This is a genomic window from Indolivaga capnocytophagoides DSM 22835 (assembly GCF_000426485.1).
GTDB lineage: Bacteria > Bacteroidota > Bacteroidia > Bacteroidales > Dysgonomonadaceae > Dysgonomonas_A > Dysgonomonas_A capnocytophagoides.
In genome coordinates this window covers 707769-728484 of record NZ_KE384529.1, presented here as the reverse complement: position 1 = coordinate 728484, position 20716 = coordinate 707769, and the positions used below count along the sequence as shown (strand labels likewise).

The following is a 20716-nucleotide window of genomic DNA, read 5'->3' as shown; positions in this document are numbered from 1 at the left end:
TATAGTTTTAGAGTATGTTTTTCTCTGAACATTTACTCATATAAGTTGTTTATTTTAAAATAGATCGGAAAAATAAACCCGAATCTTAATTTGACAAAAGGGATTTTAATATCAATAATTGATGACTCGAAAGAAAGTCAAATGGGTCTGAGACCTTAAAATAAATAAAGTATATGAAAAAGAATTATGTATTAGCGATTAGCGTAGTAGCAGTAATGGCGTTTGCCTCATGTGGAGGAGGTAAGACTGAACAGCCAGCTGTAGATCCGGATTCAGTAAATGTAGTAAATGATGTGAAAGATGCCGTTGATACAGCCGGAAAGGCCATTGAAGATGGAAGCGAAAAGGCAGTGAATGATGCTAATCAGGTTATTGATGAAACATCAGATAAATCTAAAGATTTACTCGATAAGGCAAAAGATGAAGCCGGTAAAGGAAAAGAAGGTGTTGAAAAAGCCTATGATAAGAGTAAAGACGCTGTAAAAAGTGGAGCTAATGCTGTAAAAACAGAAGCTGAAAAGGCTGCTGATAAAACCAAAGATGCGGCAAAAAGCGCAAAAGATAATTTGAAGAAAGAAGCTGATAAACTTAAATAAGATGTAGCAGCCGATATATAAAAACCTTTCGTATTGCGAAAGGTTTTTTTTGATTTATTAAAGGCTTTGAATTAAACATTTTGGGGTTTTATTCCGTTTATTGAATAAATGATTATATATTTGATGTAATCAAACAACAAAGGGATAACGAAAGATACAGCTGTCTGCTGTGTCAGTTCTTTACAAATAGATAAATATAAAGGTCGTAGACCTTACATCAATAAATAAAAAAGCAGAACTATGAGAAATTTTTTATTAGGCTTGGCTGTTGGTGCAGCGGCTGCATACGTAGCTACTAAATTAGTTGATGATGAAACTCGTGCCGAATTATATGATGACTTGGATAAAGCAACCGAGAAAGCAAAAGATAAATTAAGACACGGAGTAAGTGTTGGTAGAGGTAAGGCTTTGAGAATGGGCGTTCGTGCCAGACAAGAGGTGCGTGCCGGAAAGAAGAAACTAAGTCAGACTGCCGGAGATTTTGCAGGAAAGTTATCGGATGAATTGGCTGAACTTGAAGAAAAAGCGAAAGCAAAGGCAGCCGAAGTAAAAGGCTAAAATTGAAAGGTGTCGATAGATACTAAACGAATAAATTTCGGACAGAATAAGGCGGGGATGTTATTGCCCTGTCTTTTTTGTCTTTTTACTGTTGAGAAGCATCTTCTTTTTTAGTTAATGAAAGGAATACAGGTCTAAGACCTTAATTGATTATGGATGATATAAATCGTGTCGAATTTGATAATACGGCTTTAGTGCTTGAGGGTGGTGCATTGAGAGGAGTTTTTACCTGCGGTGTATTGGATTGGATGATGGATAATAATTTCTATTTTCCTTATCTGGTAGGAGTTTCGGCAGGAGCCTGTAACGGAGCTTCTTTTATTTCGAGACAGAGGGGAAGAGCCAGGTATAGTAATATAGAGCTGCTTGATAAGTATAAATACATAGGCTTTAAGCACTTTGTAAAGAAGCGTAATATGATGGATTTCGATCTGTTATTCGATGATTTTCCTAATCGGATATTGCCGTTCGATTTTCCGACCTATGAGAAAACCGATACCCGTTTCGAGATTGTAGTCAGTAATTGTATCACCGGTAAAGCAGAATATAAAGAGGAGTATAAAGATCATAACCGCCTGCTCGATATTCTAAAAGCATCGAGTAGTATGCCTTTTTTTTCTCCCATAACTGAGGTTGATAAAGTCCCCATGCTCGATGGTGGAGTTTGCGATTCTATTCCTGTGGAACGAGCCATGTATAAGGGATATGAGAAAATGATCATTGTCGTTACCCGCAACAAAGGATACCGGAAAAAAACGGATGGCCTTAAGTTACCCGCCATCTTTTTTCGTAAATACCCTAAGATGAGGGGCGCAATAAATCAGCGGAATGAAATTTATAACAGGCAGCTCGAGCTTGTGGAGAAGCTCGAAGAAGAAGGACGTGCGGTTGTTATTCGTCCTATTGAACCAATGACCATCAATCGCATAGAAAAAGATACAAATGTTCTTTCCCATTTTTATGATCATGGGTATGACTGTGCCCAATTAACATTGGGGTATCGGGTAGGTAAGCAGAAGGAGGCAGAAAAGCTTTGACGCTAATATACTAATAGAGATGATTTATTTCATGTCTTTGGTGAAAAACTTCGTTATTTCGTGGTATCCTTGTCTTTCATAAAAGCGATGGGCGTCGTGTCTTTCTTTCCGGCTAAATACATTAATGGCCGAGCACCCTTTATCCTGAGCTTTTTGGATGGCAAATTCTTCAAGCTCTTTACCTATGCCCTTGCTTCGTACTTTTTTGTCTACGACAAAATATCCTATTTCACAAAAATCGCCGTCGAAGGCTAGCTGAATGGAGTAATGGAGTGTTATAAATCCAACAACTATATTGTCGTCGGTATAAACAAACACTTCGTCGCTTCCGGACTTTAGAAGTTTGTCGAGCCTTATATTGATTGTTTCCACAGGGTATTCGTACCCTAGCTGATCAAGAAGATCTTTTATCCGGCTGCAATCCGCAGACCATGCGTTACGTATCGGCATATCTGATAATGATAATTTTATTGAATAAATATACTAAAAATGAGATATAAATAATAGTTTATGTATATATTCGTATCAACAAAATATATATATCTGAAAGTGAACAATTTCGGGCTTACAACGTTTATATACTACAATACAGAAACAAATTAAACTATAAAGCTATGAGTACTACAACATTGAAGAAAACAAAAGGAATCACAGTATCAACAAAAGAAGTGGGCGCATTTGTAGGACAAATTGTCGCATTTAACAACAGTTTGAAATTATACCATTGGCATGTTACGGGTGTAGCAAGCTATGCACAACATATTGCTATCGATCAGGCTTTGGAAGACCTGTCTGAAGCAACAGATCGTTTGGTTGAAACTACTTATGCTCAGGCTAATGATTTGACTATTGTTATTCCTGAAACAAAAACTCCTGCTGACTTGGTAAAACATGTAAGCGGATTTTATGATGTAGTCGAAGATGGTCGTAAATACTTTACAGAAGCATTTACTCAGGCTATTATCGATGATTATGAAGAAGCTCTTCAACAATTATTGTATAGAGTAAAAAGATTGCAGTAATATTCCTGCAATATCATATAAAGAAGGCTCCGATCGTAACCGGAGCCTTCTTTTTTGTGTAAATGTGAAAAAATGTTATATTGAATACTTCACCCCTGTTATTTAATTATAAAATAAGATGTTGTCATTTGTCATATGTTTCCTATACTATATCTTTGTTTCATAAGATTTTGAACAGAACTCGAATAAATGATTTGTCCCTCAGGTAGTCTATATCCTGCTGCATTGTCGTATACAATAATCTACAGATCTTTTTGGGAGTATTAAGAACAATAAGAATCTGAATGATGACATCTATATCTATTTATAACGTACACGTATTGATGCTTAGGCAAATTTTTTTTTCTTTCAGAAATTAGTGTTTAAGATATGTTTTTTATTTTTTGTAATATATATGTCTTATTGAGACTTAACTCGTCTGAAGGAGACTAGGTATTTGGCAGCAGGCTGTAGGGATTACAGTCTGCTGTGTTTTTTTAGAATATAGTGCGGATGTTGAGATTATAAGTTATTCTGTCGGCAAAAAGCGTTATATTTGTATGGATAACCATTTTTTATTCGGTTATATTAGGTATTAAGTAAACGGTAAGTATCTGAAGCAATATGATGTAGCAATCAGTTGTATTTACACTTACACAGGTAATAAATAGGTCTGAGACCTTAAGATAATAAAATTTATGGCTTCTACTCTTGTTTTTTATATTGCCCGCCATGGCAAAACATTGATGAATACATTAGATAAAGTTCAGGGATGGTGCGATTCGCCACTTACTGACGAAGGTATTAAAGTTGCTGAGTATCTCGGTAAAGGATTCAAAGATATATCATTCGATGCTGCATATTGCAGTGATCTACGCCGCACACGCCAGACTGCACAAACGGTATTGAAGGCAAAAGGACAACCCGATTTGCTTGTGACAGAGATGTTTGGATTCAGAGAAGCTTGTTTTGGTAGTTACGAAGCCGGATTTAATCACCGTATGTGGGGAGATGCCGCTTTGTACATGCACTATACCCGTCTCGAAGATATGTATAACGATATATTTTCTGGCAAAGCATCACATAGTGATACTCTGGATGCGATAAACAAACTTGACAGGATGGGCATTGCTGAAAGTTTCGCTCAGGTTGAAGAACGTGCACAGTCTGCCCTGAAGGAGATTGCTGCAAAAGAATCTGCTGACGGACAGGATAAAACAATACTTGTAATTGCTCATGGTATGAGTATTATTTGTTTATTGCATAATTTGGGAGGAAAAGACTTGTTGAAAGGTGCTTTAGATAATGCCGCTGTTTGTAAAGTAACATATACTGCAGGTAAATTTACTGTTCACACCATGGGGGATATGAGCTATGTAAACAAGGGCAAAGAATTGGCCGGTGTTGAGCAATAAGGTCGCAGACCTTTTTGTTCAATTCATTTACCTGAAAATTAAACATATTATATTATGAAAACAACTATTCGGACTATTGTTTACAGCTGTTGCTTTGCTGTTTTGGCTTTGGCTTCATGCAAAGGAAAGGCTGTTGAGGGAGACGGTAATGTAATTGCTCATGAAATACCAGTCGATATTTATAGTGAAATACGTGTCGAAGGAGCTTTTGATGTAATATACGAGGCCAAGCCCGATGAGGCTGCTTACCTTCGAGTAGAAGCGGATGATAATATTATTCCTCTGGTGGATATTAAAACCAAGGGGCGCAGTTTGAATATTAAAGCAAGAGAAAGTATAAATCCCAGCCGTTTTGTCGTGTATACTAATTCTCCCAGTTTAAAATACATAGAAAGCAAGGGGGCATCCAATGTTACTCTAAAAGGTTCTATTGCGGGCAGTGACCTAAAAATAGAAATGAAGGGAGTCGGAGACCTCAATGCCGAGAACCTGATTTATGAAAAGTCCGAATTTAAATTGCAGGGAGCAAATGAACTGAATCTTGCTGGCCAATGCCACAAGGCTAAGTTCGAACTGTCAGGTACGGGGGATATTAAAGCTTCGGGGCTAGCTGTCGATGAATTGGAATGTAATCTCAAAGGCAGTGGCAATATGGAGGTTAATGCGCTGGAAAAGCTGAGCATTGAAATAAAAGGAAAGGGCGAAATTGCATATAAAGGAAATCCCCAAATTACTAAACAAAAAATAAAAGGAGCAGGCTCTGTCAGAGTATTGTAATCTAAACAGATAAGATGTTTGATTAGTATAACAGGCTTTGTCTGTTTTACTTACCAAAGCAGATAGATAGGTCTGAGATTTCTTCATTATGAATGATATTCGAATAATAGGTTTTGATGCCGATGATACACTATGGGTAAACCAATCTTACTTTGACGAAGCTGAGTTTCGTTTTAGGGAATTATTGTCGGAGTATATTCCTTACGAATCGGTTGCCGAAGAATTACTGAAAGTGGAGATCCGTAATATGGATTTGCTTGGCTTTGGTGTAAAAGCATTTACCCTGTCGATGGTAGAAGCTGCACTCAGCATATCAGAGAATAAGATTTCTCAGGATGCTTTGTTTGAGATAGTACAACTTGGTAAAGGAATTATGCAAAAGCCAGTTGAGTTATTAGACGGTGTACAGGATGTACTTTCGAAATTGAGTGGACGTTATAAGCTGGTGGTCGTTACAAAAGGAGATTTGCTCGATCAGGAGCGAAAGCTCAGAAGGTCGTCTCTTGAACATTACTTCCATCATGTGGAAATTGTCAGTGATAAACAGTCCGATGATTATCGAAAATTATTGAGACAGTTAGATTGCAGACCTGAAAATTTTTTGATGATAGGCAATTCAATGAAGTCTGATATTGTTCCGGTCATCGAGTTAGGGGCTTATGCCGCTTATGTGCCTTTTCATACAACATGGGCACACGAAACTACAGATAAGAAGATTATAAGCCCTAATCTAATACGTATTGATAAAATAACAGAGATACTGCCTTATCTGAAATGATGTTACATCATATATTTATTATATATATATTTGGAGTCTTCCTTTTATAAGACTCCATTTTTTTTCTTCTCTTTATTCTGATTACTTCCCCAAGTGTTGATTTTTCCCGACACAAATAATCCTTACGTACGAGAGCATTTATGTTTACAGAGTCAATAAATAGGTCTGCGGCCTTATAAATGATGGAAGTATGAAAATGAAAGATAATTTTTATATTCTAACCGGAGGTCCCGGTGTAGGAAAAACGACTTTAATTGAAGAATTGAAGGGTAGGGGGTATCTGTGTGTTGCAGAGGTTGCCCGCGAGATAATAAAAGATCAGTTAAGATGTAATGGAAATGCTTTGCCTTGGCTCGATAGCAAGAAATATTCGGAGTTGATGCTCTCTTATTCGGTTCGAGATTTTACAGAGAGGATTGACTGTAACGAGCTTTACTTCTTCGATCGGGGTATCCCTGATACATACGGATATGAGCAGTTGATGAATTTTAGGATCAATGAAGCCCTTATAAAGGCTGTCGGTGCATACCGATATAACCCCTTGGTATTTATTCTGCCTCCCTGGAAAGATATATATGAGACAGATAATGAGCGAAAACAGAGTTTTGTTACTGCTGTAGAAACAGATAAAGTCATGAAACGCAGCTACACTGATTGTGGATATACCGTAAAAGAGGTCCCTTGCTTACCTGTATCTGAGAGGGCTGATTTTGTATTGGAGCAGATATGCAGATATGGAACTTCCATCCTTTAAATAAAAATAAGCCGTAGATCATTTGAATTGAACCACGGCTTATTTTTATTTCGGTTATGATGGTTTTACAGCCAGCGTTCTAAGTCGGCAATGAAAGCGTCTACTTTGACTTCGGGAGTAGCCCACGATGTAACCATGCGTATAGCGGCTTCTTCACTGTTTATATGCTCCCATATGTAGAAATCGTATCGTTTTTCCAATTCTTCGATGGTTCTCAATGGTAGTACCGGAAATATCTGATTGGTATCCGAATCGGTCAGAAAATTGTGATGATCCATTTTTTTCAGAGCCTTTGTAATTTTGGCTGCCATATTGTTTGCATGCCGTGACAGATCGAATATCAAACCATCTTTTAACAAGGTGTCGAATTGTATACCTAAGGTACGTCCTTTGGCAAGCATTGCGCCGCGTTGCTTTTGATGGTATTTGAAATCTTTTTTCAGATTATCGTTGGTAATTACAATGGCTTCTCCGAAAAGAGCTCCGCTTTTGGTTCCTCCCAAGTAAAAAACATCGGTGAGGCAGGCTATGTCTTTTAGTGTAAGTTCGTTCGATGAAGCAGTAAGGGCAGATGCCAAACGAGCTCCGTCCATAAAAAGATAAAGATCATTGGTACGGCAGAATTCAGACAATTCTATCAACTCCATTTTTGTGTATATAGTCCCTATTTCCGTAGAGTTAGAGATATAAACCACACGTGGGCGTACTGTATGATATTCAGGAAATTTTTCGAGCAGTGGTTGGATATCGTCCGGACAAAGTTTACCATCCGGAGACGAAACAATCTCTACTTTATGTCCTGTAGCTTCTATTGCTCCTGCTTCGTGGGTGTTGATATGTCCTGTATCCGCAGCTATCACGGATTCGAATGGTTTAAGGATTGAAGACAAAACCAGTAAGTTTGCAATAGTACCACCGGAAACCAGATATATATCGGCATCGGGTTTTTCGGTAAGATTGCGTAAATGCTGTTCGGCTCTTTTCGAGTATTCGTCATCACCATATCCGGCCTGCTGTTCCATATTGGAACGCGTTAAGGCTTCCAGTATAGCCGGATGACATCCTTCGCTGTAATCATTAGTAAAACTATGTATAATCATTGCAAGGTGTAATGTTTAAGAACTCTGACTTATTTTCCTCGCCTTCGTTTCGGCGATTGTTAATTGTTGCTTTTATAAGTATTGTTATAGCAGATAGCCGGATCAATATAATATGTCATCCAATTCTATCGGCTTCTTATTCTCTGATAAAGCCCCCCGAAGGTACAGACTTTAGCTGTAAAAATAAGTCAACTTGTCTTTATTAATAATAATATCTTGACATAAAATAACAAAAATAAAGATTTTGAAATATTCTACCGAAAATTTACAGTAAAGGTTACACATGATGGCAAAAGATTAACTGTAAAGTAGAGTGGATTCTGAATTAGGCTTTATATTTGTCTTCCAAAGATAAGATATTGCTATAAAATTTAAACAGACTCTACTATTTATGAATAAATCGGAAACTCTGCATGATGTATATCTGGGCTTAGGTTCTAATCTGGGTGATAAGGTCGAATTGTTGATGTCTGCGGTCAGGAATATTCAGATAAGGATAGGGCATGTTGAGGCATTGTCTCCTCTGTATGAAACCTTGCCGGAAGGGTTTGAGTCTGATAATACTTTTGTAAATGCTGCTTGTCTGGTAAAAACCAAACTTTCGGCTGAAGAAGTCCTCGAGTGTACGCAGCTTATAGAACGGGAATTGGGCAGGCGGAGCAAATCTGTCAATGAGGTGTATTCGGATCGGTGTATAGATATAGATATTTTGTTGTATGACAGTTCGATTGTAGAACTTCCCCATCTGATTATACCGCATAAGCATCTGCATGAACGAAAGTTTGTCCTTCAGCCATTATCGGATATTGCTTCTGAAATTGTGCATCCGATCATCGGTAAACCAATATTTCAGCTCAATGATGAATTAAAATCTTATTAAGGTTTCAGATCTTTTTGTTAACTTGCAACTGTAAGTGCAACAAAAGGTTATCTATTTTTTTAATAGATTACGAACTACTTGTTTTTCTAAAAACAGATAAAATTAACACTATGGAAATAACACAATCCACTCGTTTCAAAAAGATGGCATTTAACGCCATTGTGGCAGTAATCGCTTTTATTTTGGTTTACATACTGCTTATATTACTTGCTGTATCACTGACTGTCGCATGTGTAATTGGAGGTGGTTTGTTGATCTTGGTGTTTCATAACTTTATATCTATTATACTGGGATTGATGTTAATTAGTCTGAGCTTTTTTATTTTAGCATTTCTGTTCAAATATTTTTTTAAGAGACATAAGACAGATCTTAGCAATTTAAAGGAAATTGATCTTAAAAATTATCCGGCTTTATTTTCGCTGATTGATGGAATTATAAGAGAGACCGGGACAAACTTCCCAAAGAAAGTATATTTGTCGGAAGAAGTGAATGCAAGTGTATTTTACGATTCGGGTTTTTGGAGTTTGTTTCTTCCCGTACGAAAAAATCTTCATATCGGAATAGGGCTTGTAAATGCCCTTACTGTACAGGAGCTGAAAGCGATATTAGCTCATGAATTCGGTCATTTTTCGCAGCGTTCGATGAGTGTTGGTAGTTATGTTTATTATGTCAATCAGATCATTTACAACATGCTGTATGATAATGATTCTTTCAATCTGATGATACAGCGGTGGGCGAATGCCAGCGGTTATTTTGCAGTTTCGGTCAAAATAGCAGTCGCAGTAATTGGGGGAGTGCAATGGATATTAGAAAAAATGTATGGATTCGTAAATCTCCATTTTATGGCTTTGTCGAGAGAAATGGAGTTTCATGCCGATGAGGTCGCTGCCCATGTTGCAGGAAGCAGAGCTTTAGAAGATGCATTGGTCAGATTTGATTTGACAGAGTTAGCTATGAATGAAGTGCATAATTTTTATGGCGAAAGGGTTCAGAGAAATATCGGTTGTAAGAATATATATGCAAATCAGATATATGTTCTGAATTCATTGGCACGAAGAAACAAGATACCCGTTAAAAATGATTTGCCTTACATTCCTTTGTCGGCTGTTGATCACTATCGTTTGTCTAAGCTGAATATAGAAGAACGTTGGGCATCACATCCCTCTATTCAAGATCGTATGTTAGCTCTTGAAAATTTGAACATAACAAAAAATGAAGATAGAAAAGAGTTGGCTATTGTTTTATTTCCAGATGTTGAAACTATTTTTGAGGATTTTACCCGACAGATATTTTCCAGAGTCATTTATTCTTCTGATGATGCTAACTTATTGAGCCAGCAGGAATTTGAAAGTGAGTATGAAGCAAATGCCTGTCAATATGCTTTTCCTGCAGAGTATAATGGCTATTATGATAATCATACCCCTCAGTATTTTGACACGGCTAATTTGACTGAATCAGGAAATGATAGGGTTGAGGTTTCCTCTCTTTTCGGAAATGAATTAACTGATGCTATTCGAGACTTTCGGATGTTAGAGAATGATGAAAACACTCTCAGTTGTATATTAAATGGAGAGATTTCGACAAGAGGCTTTAATTATGATGGACAAAAGTATAAATCGAGAGATGCAGAATATCTTATAACAGAATTGCAGCGGAAAAAAGAAGAAGTACGGCAGATGATAAAAGAAAATGATATTACAATTTATAGGACTTTTTATCAGCAGGCGAAATTAAAAGGGAAAGGACCTGAACTAAAGGATAGGTATACCGAATTTTTCAGGCATAGTGAGATTTGTAATAAGAGAGTCGATATTTATAATGAGATTATATCGGCCACAAATTTTATGAGGGGAGATATAGATCATCAGTATTTATCCTCGTATTTCCGTATATTGTCGAGAGTTGAAGAGAAACTGAGATCAGAAATAAAAGTGATGCTGGAGGATTTATTAAGCAAAAATGAAATGCCAGAGAATATAAAAGTTTCGTTTGATACATATCTGTCGAGAAACTGGTCTTATGCAGCCAATGAAAGTGCAGATGCCGAATATCTGGATGTACTGTTTAACGCAATTAGTGGTTATAATTATATGACCTCGAAATTATTTTTTGTGGAGAAATTCAATTTGCTTAATTATCAGATTAATATAAGTCAAGTTTGAATATTTTATTTCGGATAGTATTAAAAATCGGTATATTAGCGATCCTAAAGCAGGGTCTTTTTTATTGTTAAAGTAATAACAGGTTAGAAACCTTTTAATTATGGAAATATTATTAGGAGTAATTATATTCGGACTATTATTGTTTATAGCTCTGAAAATAAAAGGAATACAAAGATCTACAGATCAGTTTTTTTATAATGATTTGTATGATATCAAAAAATCGTTGGAGAATCTTCGAAAGCAGATTGCTACGAGGGAGGATATTAAAGAAATAAGGGATGAGATAAAACAATTATCAATCCGGCATTCAGATATCTTGTCTCAGAACGAGGTGTCTGTTCCCGAACCTGTAGCGGATGAGGTTCCCGACGAAATCTTGAAATCAAAAGCTATGGATAAGCCGGAGATTCTAGAAACGATAGTCTTAAATGATCAATATGAGGCTCCTGCCGAAGAGCAGATATTGCAGCCTGTTGAAGAAAAAGAGACTCCTGTTTATGCTGCTTTTTCAAATAACAGCCAGTCGATAGCTCCATTTGAGCGTATATTGTCCCAACCTGCAGAACGAGTTATTGAAGATAATCAGGAACAAGATGACCGGAGTTTAGTTGAACGGCTATTGTCTGCCAATACCTTGAGCAAGATCGGTATAGTTACCTTTGTTCTGGGGATAGCGTTTTTTGTGAAATATGCCATTGACCAAAATTGGATTAACGAAATAGGACGGGTCGGTATCGGTGTCCTCACCGGAGCTATTATAATAGGTGTCGCTCATCGGTTGAAAGAAAAATATCAATTATTTTCTTCTATATTGGTAGGTGGAGGTATCGCTGTATTGTATATCACAGTTACGATTGCTTTTCAGGAATACGGGTTGTTTGGACAAACACCGGCGTTTATAATGGTTGTATGTATTACGATATTTTCGGTTATACTGTCGCTTCTATATGATCGTAAAGAACTGGCTATATTTTCGTTGCTCGGAGGATTTGCGGCTCCTATGATGGTGAGTACGGGCGAAGGTAACTATGTCGTATTATTTACATATATCTTCATACTGAATACAGGTATGTTGGTTTTGGCTTCCCGTAAAGGATGGAAGGCCATCTGTATGGTAGCATATCCTCTTACATTGTTATTCTTTACCTCGTGGCTGACTTTTAATTTTAGAGATGAGTATGAAGGAGCTACAATATTTGCTGCATTATTTTTTGCTCAGTTTTATTTGCTGGCTCTACTCGAACATGCTAAGGCTGGGGCTAAAATTACGCGTTTTCAGGTACTGATAATACTCAGTAACAATTTGGCCTTTTACCTCGCTCTTATTTATATATTCGATGGTATCTATCAGATTAAGGGTATTATCACCATTATTTTGGCTGTGATCAATGCTGTGATTTTGTTTTTTGTATATAGGAAAAGTCATTTCGACCGTAATCTTATCTATTTGCTGATAGGTGTTGTTTTGACTTTTACGAGTCTGGCCATTCCGGTACAGCTTAACGGAAATGCTATAACGATGTTTTGGGCAGCCGAGACCGTTGTTCTGCTGTTTTTATGGCAAAAGTCCCGGATCAATATATTCTTTTGGGGATTTCTGACGATCTGCGCTCTTGTGTCACTTTCTTATATTATGGACTTAGGTGACGGATATGTTCCAGACGGAAATTTATATACTGTTATTCTGAACCGTATGTTTATAACGGGATTAGTTGTTCTGGGTGCGGTTATCTCTAATATCTTTCTTTTGAGTCGTGAAACGAAAAATGATGGTGTTTTGTTCCTCGGATCTATACATATTTCTTCACGGCAAATAATTTCTGTGCTAAAGTATGCAGGTCTCCTTCTTATCTATCTGATTCCTCTTCTTGAACTGAATTATCAGATAGCGACACGTATCGAAGTGGATAACCCCGTGCCATATTTCAATCGTTTGGTTCTTGCTACATATTCTATTGTATTTGTTGCTGTACTGAGCATCGTATATGGTAAAAAGAATTATCGGGTAAAGACTTTATTTAGTTTACTTTTAGCTTCGTTGGTTCTGTATACTCTTATTTATCCTATATTGTCGACCGGGCTCAGACATTCTGTGTATGTGCTGAACAGCGAATATTATTGCGTTGGATATTTTTCATTGCACTTATTGTCATTGCCTGCCGCTGCTGTGATCACGCTGTATCTGGCAAAAAGAATTAAGGGAATATTCCCTGAAAAATTCGCGTTTCTGAGTGCATGTATCTGTATTCTTTCGGTGATAACATTGAGTGTCGAAGCCGACAATATTGCTATTATGTTACTAGGCAATGAGGATAATTACCATGACGTTTTGTACGATATGCATACGTTTGGGTATCCTATTTTATGGGGAGTTATTGCTCTTGTATTAATGATTTGGGGGCTTCGTTCGAAAGAAGTGATGCTTCGGAAGATATCTTTATTCGGATTTGGAATTATTATTGTGAAATTTTATGCGATAGATATATGGCAGATGTCTATGGGAGGGCGTATTATATCGTTTGTTATTTTAGGCGCTATTTTGCTGATGGTATCTTTTCTCCAGCAAAAAATTAAGGTTCTTATGAAAGATGATTCTCCCGAAGTGGAGGAAACCCCCAATAATAATCCTTTAAATTAATGCCTGTATGAAATATAGTGTTTTAGTATTTGTATTGAGTATTCTGTCTTCGTTTCACGGGTTTGCTAAAGATTGGTATCGGTCGGAAATCGAAGGAGGTGTATCTCAAGCAGGTTATTACAATATTGAGTTGAATCAACAACTGATAGGATGTTCTCTTAATAGTAATTTCGGTGATGTGCGTATTCTTGATAGTCAAGGCAAGGAAGTTCCGTATTTTGTCCGTTCTGATAATCCGGTAAAAGAAATCAGCAGTTTTACGCCCTACAAGATAGAGAGCGTCTCTATCCGGGATAGTGTGAATACCCAGATTATAGATAATAACTCTTTAGAAGAAATTAGCCGTATTTATGTCATTGTGCGTAATGCCGAAACCGCTAAGTATGTACAGGTGAGAGGCAGCAATGACCTTAAACAGTGGTATATTGTAAAGCGGCAGAGTGATGCTACATACTCGGGATTCGGGCAAACCGATAATAGCGAGATACTTGTGATAGATGTGCCCAAAGGGAATTATAAGTATTACGAACTCAGGCTGACTACAGACCAGCGCAGCCCAGTGGATATACTGAAGATCGGAAAATTTAGCAATTCCAATATTTACGGACAATTGTCACCGGTTAATCTGGGGAACTTTATAGTAAAAGACAGTACAGATAGACGTACATATATTGAGTTTCCGGATCTGAAATATAATTATAAAGTGAGTAAGCTTGTTTTTGGAATAAAAAGTAAACCGGATTATTATCGGAATATCAGATTGGAGGCAGACGGTAGGATTAGCTTTTCGACCAATTTATCGTCTAAAGGAACAAATACATTTTTCTTTGATAATGTAGTGTTCTCTTCCGATAGCCGATTGATCATTGATAACAACGATAATGCTCCATTGGCAATAGATTCGATACAGGCTTATGGTCTTAATCGTTATTTGTGTGCATACCTCGATAAAGGGCAGAAGTATACTATTGTTGTCCGGCACAAGAATTATCAATTGTCTCCACAATATGATGTGGCACATTTTATAAAGGATATACCGGAAGATCTTCCAATTGTAACCACGTCTATACCTGTGAAATTGCAAGACGATGAGTCATCCGATAAGCGTGACCTTATGTGGTTCGAAAAACCATTGTTCCTTTGGTCTGTGATATCAATAGCCGGATTATTCTTGTTTTTTGTGTGCTTCGGGATGATTAAAGACATGAAAAAGAAGAGCAGGTAAAACTCAAAAACTTATCGAGTGATAAAATAAGAACAGCGCAGTTTGAAAAATTGCGCTGTTCTTATTTAGTTTTATATATTGTTTTAATCTATAGGTTTGATATGTTTGAATTTATACGATTTGTATGCGGCTGAATACTTCTGTACAGCATTTGCAGGAACGTATAATGTTATTTGCTTATATGCTTCAAGATAGCGGGTTGTAGGTTCCTTCGGTAAATTTATAGGCTCAGGATTCTGAGTGTATATATGTTTTAGTATTTTGCAGTTTTCGAAAGCTGTTTCGCCGATTGATGTTAAAGAGTGAGGCAGATTTATTTCTTCCAGAGAAGAACAACTGCTAAAAGTTGATTTTCCTATACTGCGGAGCCCCTCGTTTAGTTTTATCTCGGATAGTCTTGTGCATTTGCTAAAAGCCATGTCTTCAATAGAGATAACCGAACTGGGGATTTCTATTGAAGTTAAGGATGTGCATTCATAAAATGATTTTTTTGCAATAACCTTTAAAGAATGAGGTAAAACAATTGAAGTCAGATTTGAGCAGCCCGAAAATGCTCCTTCTCTTATTACCGTTAAATTGTCCGGCAGGATAATTTGTGTCAGCAGTTTTTTGTTCTGTAATGATTTGGATGGGATTTGATTTTCAGGATATACAGCAGATGGTTCCTGCGGCTTGATTACTCCCGTATATGTTTCGATTTTTACATCCTTAAGATCTAGTACCTTCAGGCTGTTCATGTATGAATCGATAGTACCGAAGTCTTTAGCATTCATCCTGCCTGTTATTTTTAAGAGTGTAGTTTCTTCCATATCGTTATGGGATAATAGCATGGATAAAGTTCCGGGGCTTCTCATATCTACTGTTTTCTCATTTTGCCCAATACATAGAGTAAAAGATAAAAAGAACAACCACAATGAGACAATTTTTTTCATTTCTAGATATTATTAGGTGTGCTTATTAAGTAGTGTCTTTGAGACACTTTGCCTTTTAAGGTACAAAATTAAAGAAAAACAACATTAGTTGCATCTACAATATCTCAAATAAATATAATATTTATCATGGAGATCTATAGCTCTGGATTATTAAATGGAGATAATCACTTAACTCTACTTGTATAGATTGATAAATTTTTATTTCGTTGCATATTTTTCCTATTTTTGTTCTGAAAAATTCAGATGCAGAGTTTTATTCTACATATTTTGTGCATAATACTTGGTCTGAAGCCCGCAAGAATAATTAAGGTAAGGAAGATTCTCTGCACTAACAGCTGCATCATATATGACAATCAGCAAGAATAGTAAATTGTCTGTACTAAGCTCACTATTGCCTAAAAGCAATTTTATAAATAAATGGATCGTATCGGCGGTTCTATTTTTTATTTCTGTGTATACAGCCCATTCGCAAGTCGATAGTTTGTATATCAGACCCTTTAAGCAAAATTTTTCGTTGAAGACTTATTTTGTTCAGAATTATACATCCATCACACAGGACTTTAATGTTGATGATTATCAAGATTTTGAATATCGCACAAATCGTCCGTTAAGTATTGGGTTGGGAGTAACGTGGAACAATTCGTCACTCAGCGGCTCATATGGATTTCCTTTTATGAGAGACAGAGAGCGAGGAAGAACCCGTACTTTGGCTTTCCAATATCATTATTACGGGAGAAAAATCGTGCTGGATTTTGTACTGCAGAAGCATAAGGGCATGTATAAACAGCATGACGATGAAGATATTCCATTCGAGATAACCCCCGATGCGAAAGTTGCTCAATACGGAGTTTCGGGCTTTTATGTATTCAATGGAAATCGGTTTTCGTATAAATCCGCATTCGACCTGAGTGAATTACAACTGAGGTCGGTTGGTAGTTTTATATTAGGTGGCGGCGTATATAAGAATAAAATTGAGGCCGGAAATGATATTGTTGTAACGGATAAGAAGGGAAGGGTCGACAGTATTAGTAGTGTTCAGAAAAACATACAAATAGGCGTCAATCTCGGGTATGCTTATACTTGGATTATTAAACGCAAATATTTCATCTCCTGCTCAATGACTGTCGGAGCCAATGTCGGAACAGAAAGTATCAATAAGGTAGGAAAGCACAAACCGGATCTTTATCCGTCATTCAATCCTCGTGTAGCAATGGGATATCATGGCGATGAATGGTCTATATCTACTTCGTTTTTTGATAATCAGATATATACATTTTATTCGGAAAACATGAATAGGGGGATTAGTACAATGAGTTTCCAGTTTACTATCGTGAAACGTCTTGGCCGACAGCCGAAAATCCTGGATAGAGTACCTCAAATACCTAATTGGAGACGCGATTTTTAGTATCTAGTGTTTGTCTATTCTTTTGTTCTTATTACCTTTAATGTGTTAAGTCTTACCGGTTGTAAAATAATAAGGTTGCAGACCTATTTATTACTTTGGCTAGTAACAATTTTAGCTTATTATATCTTGAATATTGTTGTTAAATATCTTCATTTACTTAAAATGGCTATGAAATATATTAAGTACTCTATTTTTATGCTTGTGTCGGTATTGGGTATGCTGGCATGTGGTGGACACAATCCTCAACAAGAAAGTTTGAAAGAGAATAAATCCGAGTTGAAAGTTGCAGACACAAGAATTGATACGATCTTCGCTTTATTCTATAATTATCAGTTCGAATCTCCTTCGCCTGTGTCTCCTGAAAGTTTAAAGAAAAACATACCTGATTTTGCTAAAGAAAGTTATCATGGAGTAATAGATGCAGTTATAGCTGACACTTCGAAGATCAGAAAGATTAAAGATCGGATTGATCTGCTTCGTCCTGCTCAGAATAGCGGAACTCCCGATACCCGTATTGCAGTAACTATTAAGCGAAAAGATGGTTCTCTTGATTATCTGGCATTTTGCGGCGAATATGCAGATCAGATATTTTATAATAATGTACAACAGGAGGCTGATAATAAGCTGGTCTTTTATGTGAAAAATTATATCGGTTACTATCCTTGGTTTATAGGAGACGGACTTTACTCGATGCCTGAGTTAAATGATTCTTCTTTTCCAAAAGAACCTTTCGGAAGCAGTGAATATTATAAAAAATATCAGAAAGAACTGGCCGCTCGATAAAATCAGCAGCTTTGGAACTAAGCACTTTATAAACATCCACCGGCTTAATATATAAAAAGACTGTCCCTTTTATTTTAAGGACAGTCTCTTTTTGTATTGATTGGCTTGATTATATTTTCTCAAAAGCTTGCTCTAAATCTTCGAGGATATCGTTGATGTTTTCGATACCTATTGACAAGCGCAGTAATCCGGGGATAGCACCTGTCGCTATTTTTTCTTCTTCAGATAATTGTTCGTGAGTTGTTGCCGCAGGATGTATAACCAACGATTTAGCATCCCCTACATTTGCCAAGTGGCTGAAAAGATTCAGGTTGTTGATAAATTCATCGGCTCTCCTGCTTTCTCCTTTCACTTTAAACGTAAGGATAGAGCCTGCTCCATGTTTAAAGTATTTGTTCGCTAGCTCGTGGTATGGGCTGCTCTTTAGTCCCGGATAATTAACGTACTCTACTTTTGGATGTTTTTCAAGCCATTCTGCAACAGCTTGAGTATTTTGAACATGTCGTTCTACTCTTAGCGAAAGCGTTTCGAGCCCCTGAATGAACAGCCATGTGTTGAAAGGGCTTGCGACATTCCCCCAGTCTCTGAGTCCTTCTACACGGGCACGCATAATGAATGCGATATTCCCGAATGGGCTGTTTGCTCCGAAAGCATCCCAGAATACGAGACCGTGATAACTATCCGCAGGTTCGGTAAATTCGGGAAAACGGCCGTTGCTCCAGTCGAATTTACCACTGTCTATAATGACTCCACCAACCGAAGTCCCGTGACCTCCTATCCATTTAGTGGCACTTTCTACAACGATACTGGCTCCATGTTCAATCGGGCGGAAAAGGTATCCTCCGGCTCCGAATGTATTATCGACTACTAGGGGTACGCCATGCTTGTCTGCTACTGCGGCTATCGCATCGAAATCCGGAATGTTAAGATCGGGATTACCTATTGTTTCTAGGTAAATGGCTTTGGTTTTATCATCAATCAGTTTTTCAAACTCGTCGGGAGTATCATTTGGTGTAAATCTGGTTTCGATACCTAATCGTTTAAACTGGTTCTTAAACTGATTATACGTTCCTCCGTATAGGTGTGATGTTGATATGAAATTGTCTCCGGCTGATAGTATATTGTTAAGTGCTAAAAACTGAGCTGACTGTCCCGAAGATGTTGCTAAGGCAGCCGCTCCTCCTTCTAATGCTGCAATTCGTTTTTCGAATACATCACTGGTCGGATTCATCAGGCGGGTATATATATTGCCTAATTTGCGCAGGGCAAAAAGATCGGCTCCATCCTGAGCATCTGTAAAAACATATGAACTTGTCTGATAAATGGGTACTGCTCTGGCGTGAGTTGCAGGGTCAACTTCTTGTCCGGCATGAACTTGTAATGTCTCGAATCTCAATTTGCTCATAATAGTATTTTTTACTGGTCGTTAAATAATTAAGGAATAAGTATCGGTCATATAAAAGGTTCAGCGCAACACATATTAATTATAACAAATTGTTGCAGCTATACAGGCAAAAATAATAAATTGATCTGATACCTCACTTGATGTCTTATTCGTTTTGGCAAATTTAACGTAGCACCTTTCAACAGGCAATACCATGCTTAAGGTATTTTTAAGGTGAAGTTTTAAAGAGTTCTTTTCTGTTTTTTATATATTTGTAAGAAAGACAAACCTTCGTAATGAAACAAAAAATCGATATAGATTCATGGGCAAGAAGAGGGCATTTCCTCTTATTCAAAAATTTCGACGAACCATTTCATGGTGTATGTGTACGTATTGATTGTACTAATGCCTACCAACGATGTAAGGAGATGGGGCTGTCATTCTTTTTGTATTATATTCATAGGTGTACAATGGCTGTAAATGCTATCGAGTCATTTCATTATCGGATAGAGGGTGATGAGGTTTTCAGGTATGATTATATCAATCCCGAGTCTACAGTCGATCGTCCCGATGGGTCGTTTGGTTTTTGTAGTATGGAATACCATGAAGATTTTTCGAAGTTTCAGACCAAAGCTCGTAAAAGTATGGACGAAGTACGTAAGAGTACGGCTCTTACTCCGAGTATGGAAGCGAATGCCATACATTATTCTGCTGTTCCTTGGATCGATTTTTCATCTTTGTCTCATGCTACAAACTTTACCCGGGATTCGGTAGGCTGTCCAAAAATTTCATTCGGGAAAATGACTGAAATAAATGGTGTGCGATCGATGCCTGTATCCATTCATGTACATCATGCGCTTATAGATGGACGTGACTTAGGTACATTGATTGATGAATTTCAGCGATTGATGAATTTGTGATGTTTTTGAATTTTTTGATTTTCAGTAGTGTAGGGTGTTGTTTCTTAAATATATACTTTTATTTAAAGCACAAATTTATGAAAAATCTATTACGAATATTTCTTTTGGTGATACTTGTCCTTTCGGTGATGTTTTCTTGTAGCTCAGGTAAGCCTATTGTTACAACTAATGCCGAAAATAACCAGACATATAAGATTGATTATTTATTTGAACACGATGGATGCAAGGTTTATCGTTTTCAGGATATGGACAGGTATGTCTATTTTAGTAATTGTTCGGGTAACGTAACTGCTTTGACTAACGATTCTACTAAGGCCAGAGTGGAAACAATAGTCCGTGTTAAATAGAGTTGTCCTTTTTTCTAAACAATA

At 37.1% G+C, this 20716-nt stretch carries 20 protein-coding genes; 16 read left to right on the top strand and 4 right to left on the bottom strand.

What is annotated here, in order from left to right; translation table 11 throughout:
• The first annotated feature begins 173 nt into the window (after window positions 1–173).
• From K322_RS0116360 to K322_RS19840, 3 genes are all read left to right on the top strand, one after another.
• Complete coding sequence (locus K322_RS0116360; protein WP_026627841.1) at window positions 174–596, top strand: hypothetical protein; 423 nt, start codon at window positions 174–176, stop codon at window positions 594–596.
• A 240-nt stretch (window positions 597–836) separates the two neighbouring features.
• Window positions 837–1154 carry a hypothetical protein gene (locus K322_RS0116355; protein ID WP_026627840.1) on the top strand — a complete coding sequence of 106 codons (318 nt, stop codon included), beginning with the start codon at window positions 837–839 and terminating at the stop codon, window positions 1152–1154.
• 152 nt (window positions 1155–1306) lie between these two features.
• On the top strand, window positions 1307–2191 hold the full coding sequence (locus tag K322_RS19840) for a patatin-like phospholipase family protein (protein ID WP_051290883.1): 885 nt from the start codon (window positions 1307–1309) through the stop codon (window positions 2189–2191).
• A 24-nt stretch (window positions 2192–2215) separates the two neighbouring features.
• Here K322_RS19840 and K322_RS0116345 read toward each other — a convergent pair whose 3' ends face one another.
• Window positions 2216–2641, bottom strand: a complete 426-nt coding sequence (locus K322_RS0116345) for a GNAT family N-acetyltransferase (protein WP_026627839.1) — start codon at window positions 2639–2641, stop codon at window positions 2216–2218.
• A 164-nt stretch (window positions 2642–2805) separates the two neighbouring features.
• On the opposite strand from K322_RS0116345, the gene K322_RS0116340 reads away from it, so the two are divergent.
• From K322_RS0116340 to K322_RS0116320, 5 genes are all read left to right on the top strand, one after another.
• Window positions 2806–3213 (top strand): DUF5856 family protein, encoded by a 408-nt coding sequence (locus tag K322_RS0116340; protein ID WP_026627838.1) that lies wholly within the window; start codon window positions 2806–2808, stop codon window positions 3211–3213.
• A gap of 677 nt (window positions 3214–3890) precedes the next feature.
• Window positions 3891–4607: a histidine phosphatase family protein gene (locus tag K322_RS0116335; RefSeq protein WP_026627837.1), complete on the top strand. Its 717-nt coding sequence runs from the start codon at window positions 3891–3893 to the stop codon at window positions 4605–4607.
• 54 nt (window positions 4608–4661) lie between these two features.
• A complete protein-coding gene (locus tag K322_RS0116330) occupies window positions 4662–5384 on the top strand; it encodes a head GIN domain-containing protein (protein ID WP_026627836.1) in 723 nt (240 codons plus the stop codon).
• 85 nt (window positions 5385–5469) lie between these two features.
• Window positions 5470–6162, top strand: coding sequence for an HAD family hydrolase (locus tag K322_RS0116325; RefSeq protein ID WP_026627835.1), 693 nt, complete (start codon window positions 5470–5472; stop codon window positions 6160–6162).
• Between the two features lie 190 nt (window positions 6163–6352).
• On the top strand, window positions 6353–6916 hold the full coding sequence (locus K322_RS0116320; RefSeq protein ID WP_026627834.1) for an AAA family ATPase: 564 nt from the start codon (window positions 6353–6355) through the stop codon (window positions 6914–6916).
• Between the two features lie 65 nt (window positions 6917–6981).
• On the opposite strand, the gene K322_RS0116315 is transcribed toward K322_RS0116320, so the two are convergent.
• Window positions 6982–8016, bottom strand: coding sequence for a threonine aldolase family protein (locus tag K322_RS0116315; RefSeq protein ID WP_035332297.1), 1035 nt, complete (start codon window positions 8014–8016; stop codon window positions 6982–6984).
• A 391-nt stretch (window positions 8017–8407) separates the two neighbouring features.
• On the opposite strand from K322_RS0116315, the gene folK reads away from it, so the two are divergent.
• The 4 genes from folK to K322_RS0116295 all read left to right on the top strand — a co-directional run bounded on the left by folK (window position 8408) and on the right by K322_RS0116295 (window position 14921).
• Entirely contained in the window at window positions 8408–8896 is a 489-nt protein-coding gene (gene folK / locus K322_RS0116310; RefSeq protein WP_035332295.1) for a 2-amino-4-hydroxy-6-hydroxymethyldihydropteridine diphosphokinase, read from the top strand.
• Window positions 8897–9006: 110 nt separating this feature from the next.
• Complete coding sequence (locus tag K322_RS0116305; protein ID WP_026627831.1) at window positions 9007–11058, top strand: M48 family metallopeptidase; 2052 nt, start codon at window positions 9007–9009, stop codon at window positions 11056–11058.
• Between the two features lie 100 nt (window positions 11059–11158).
• Window positions 11159–13696 carry a DUF2339 domain-containing protein gene (locus K322_RS0116300; RefSeq protein WP_035332292.1) on the top strand — a complete coding sequence of 846 codons (2538 nt, stop codon included), beginning with the start codon at window positions 11159–11161 and terminating at the stop codon, window positions 13694–13696.
• Between the two features lie 7 nt (window positions 13697–13703).
• A complete protein-coding gene (locus K322_RS0116295) occupies window positions 13704–14921 on the top strand; it encodes a hypothetical protein (RefSeq protein WP_026627829.1) in 1218 nt (405 codons plus the stop codon).
• Between the two features lie 83 nt (window positions 14922–15004).
• Here K322_RS0116295 and K322_RS20485 read toward each other — a convergent pair whose 3' ends face one another.
• Window positions 15005–15853 carry a leucine-rich repeat domain-containing protein gene (locus K322_RS20485; protein ID WP_051290880.1) on the bottom strand — a complete coding sequence of 283 codons (849 nt, stop codon included), beginning with the start codon at window positions 15851–15853 and terminating at the stop codon, window positions 15005–15007.
• Window positions 15854–16199: 346 nt separating this feature from the next.
• On the opposite strand from K322_RS20485, the gene K322_RS0116285 reads away from it, so the two are divergent.
• Both K322_RS0116285 and K322_RS0116280 read left to right on the top strand, forming a co-directional pair.
• Complete coding sequence (locus K322_RS0116285) at window positions 16200–17258, top strand: DUF4421 family protein (RefSeq protein WP_026627828.1); 1059 nt, start codon at window positions 16200–16202, stop codon at window positions 17256–17258.
• A gap of 168 nt (window positions 17259–17426) precedes the next feature.
• Window positions 17427–18041 carry a hypothetical protein gene (locus K322_RS0116280; protein WP_134436485.1) on the top strand — a complete coding sequence of 205 codons (615 nt, stop codon included), beginning with the start codon at window positions 17427–17429 and terminating at the stop codon, window positions 18039–18041.
• Between the two features lie 109 nt (window positions 18042–18150).
• Here the strand turns inward: K322_RS0116280 and K322_RS0116275 are convergent, their stop codons facing one another.
• Window positions 18151–19446 carry an O-acetylhomoserine aminocarboxypropyltransferase/cysteine synthase family protein gene (locus K322_RS0116275; protein WP_026627826.1) on the bottom strand — a complete coding sequence of 432 codons (1296 nt, stop codon included), beginning with the start codon at window positions 19444–19446 and terminating at the stop codon, window positions 18151–18153.
• Window positions 19447–19721: 275 nt separating this feature from the next.
• Between K322_RS0116275 and K322_RS0116270 the strand changes: the two genes are divergently transcribed.
• Together K322_RS0116270 and K322_RS0116265 are read left to right on the top strand one after the other, a co-directional pair.
• Entirely contained in the window at window positions 19722–20345 is a 624-nt protein-coding gene (locus K322_RS0116270; protein ID WP_026627825.1) for a chloramphenicol acetyltransferase, read from the top strand.
• A 77-nt stretch (window positions 20346–20422) separates the two neighbouring features.
• Window positions 20423–20692: a DUF4884 domain-containing protein gene (locus tag K322_RS0116265; RefSeq protein ID WP_026627824.1), complete on the top strand. Its 270-nt coding sequence runs from the start codon at window positions 20423–20425 to the stop codon at window positions 20690–20692.
• Window positions 20693–20716: the final 24 nt, after the last annotated feature.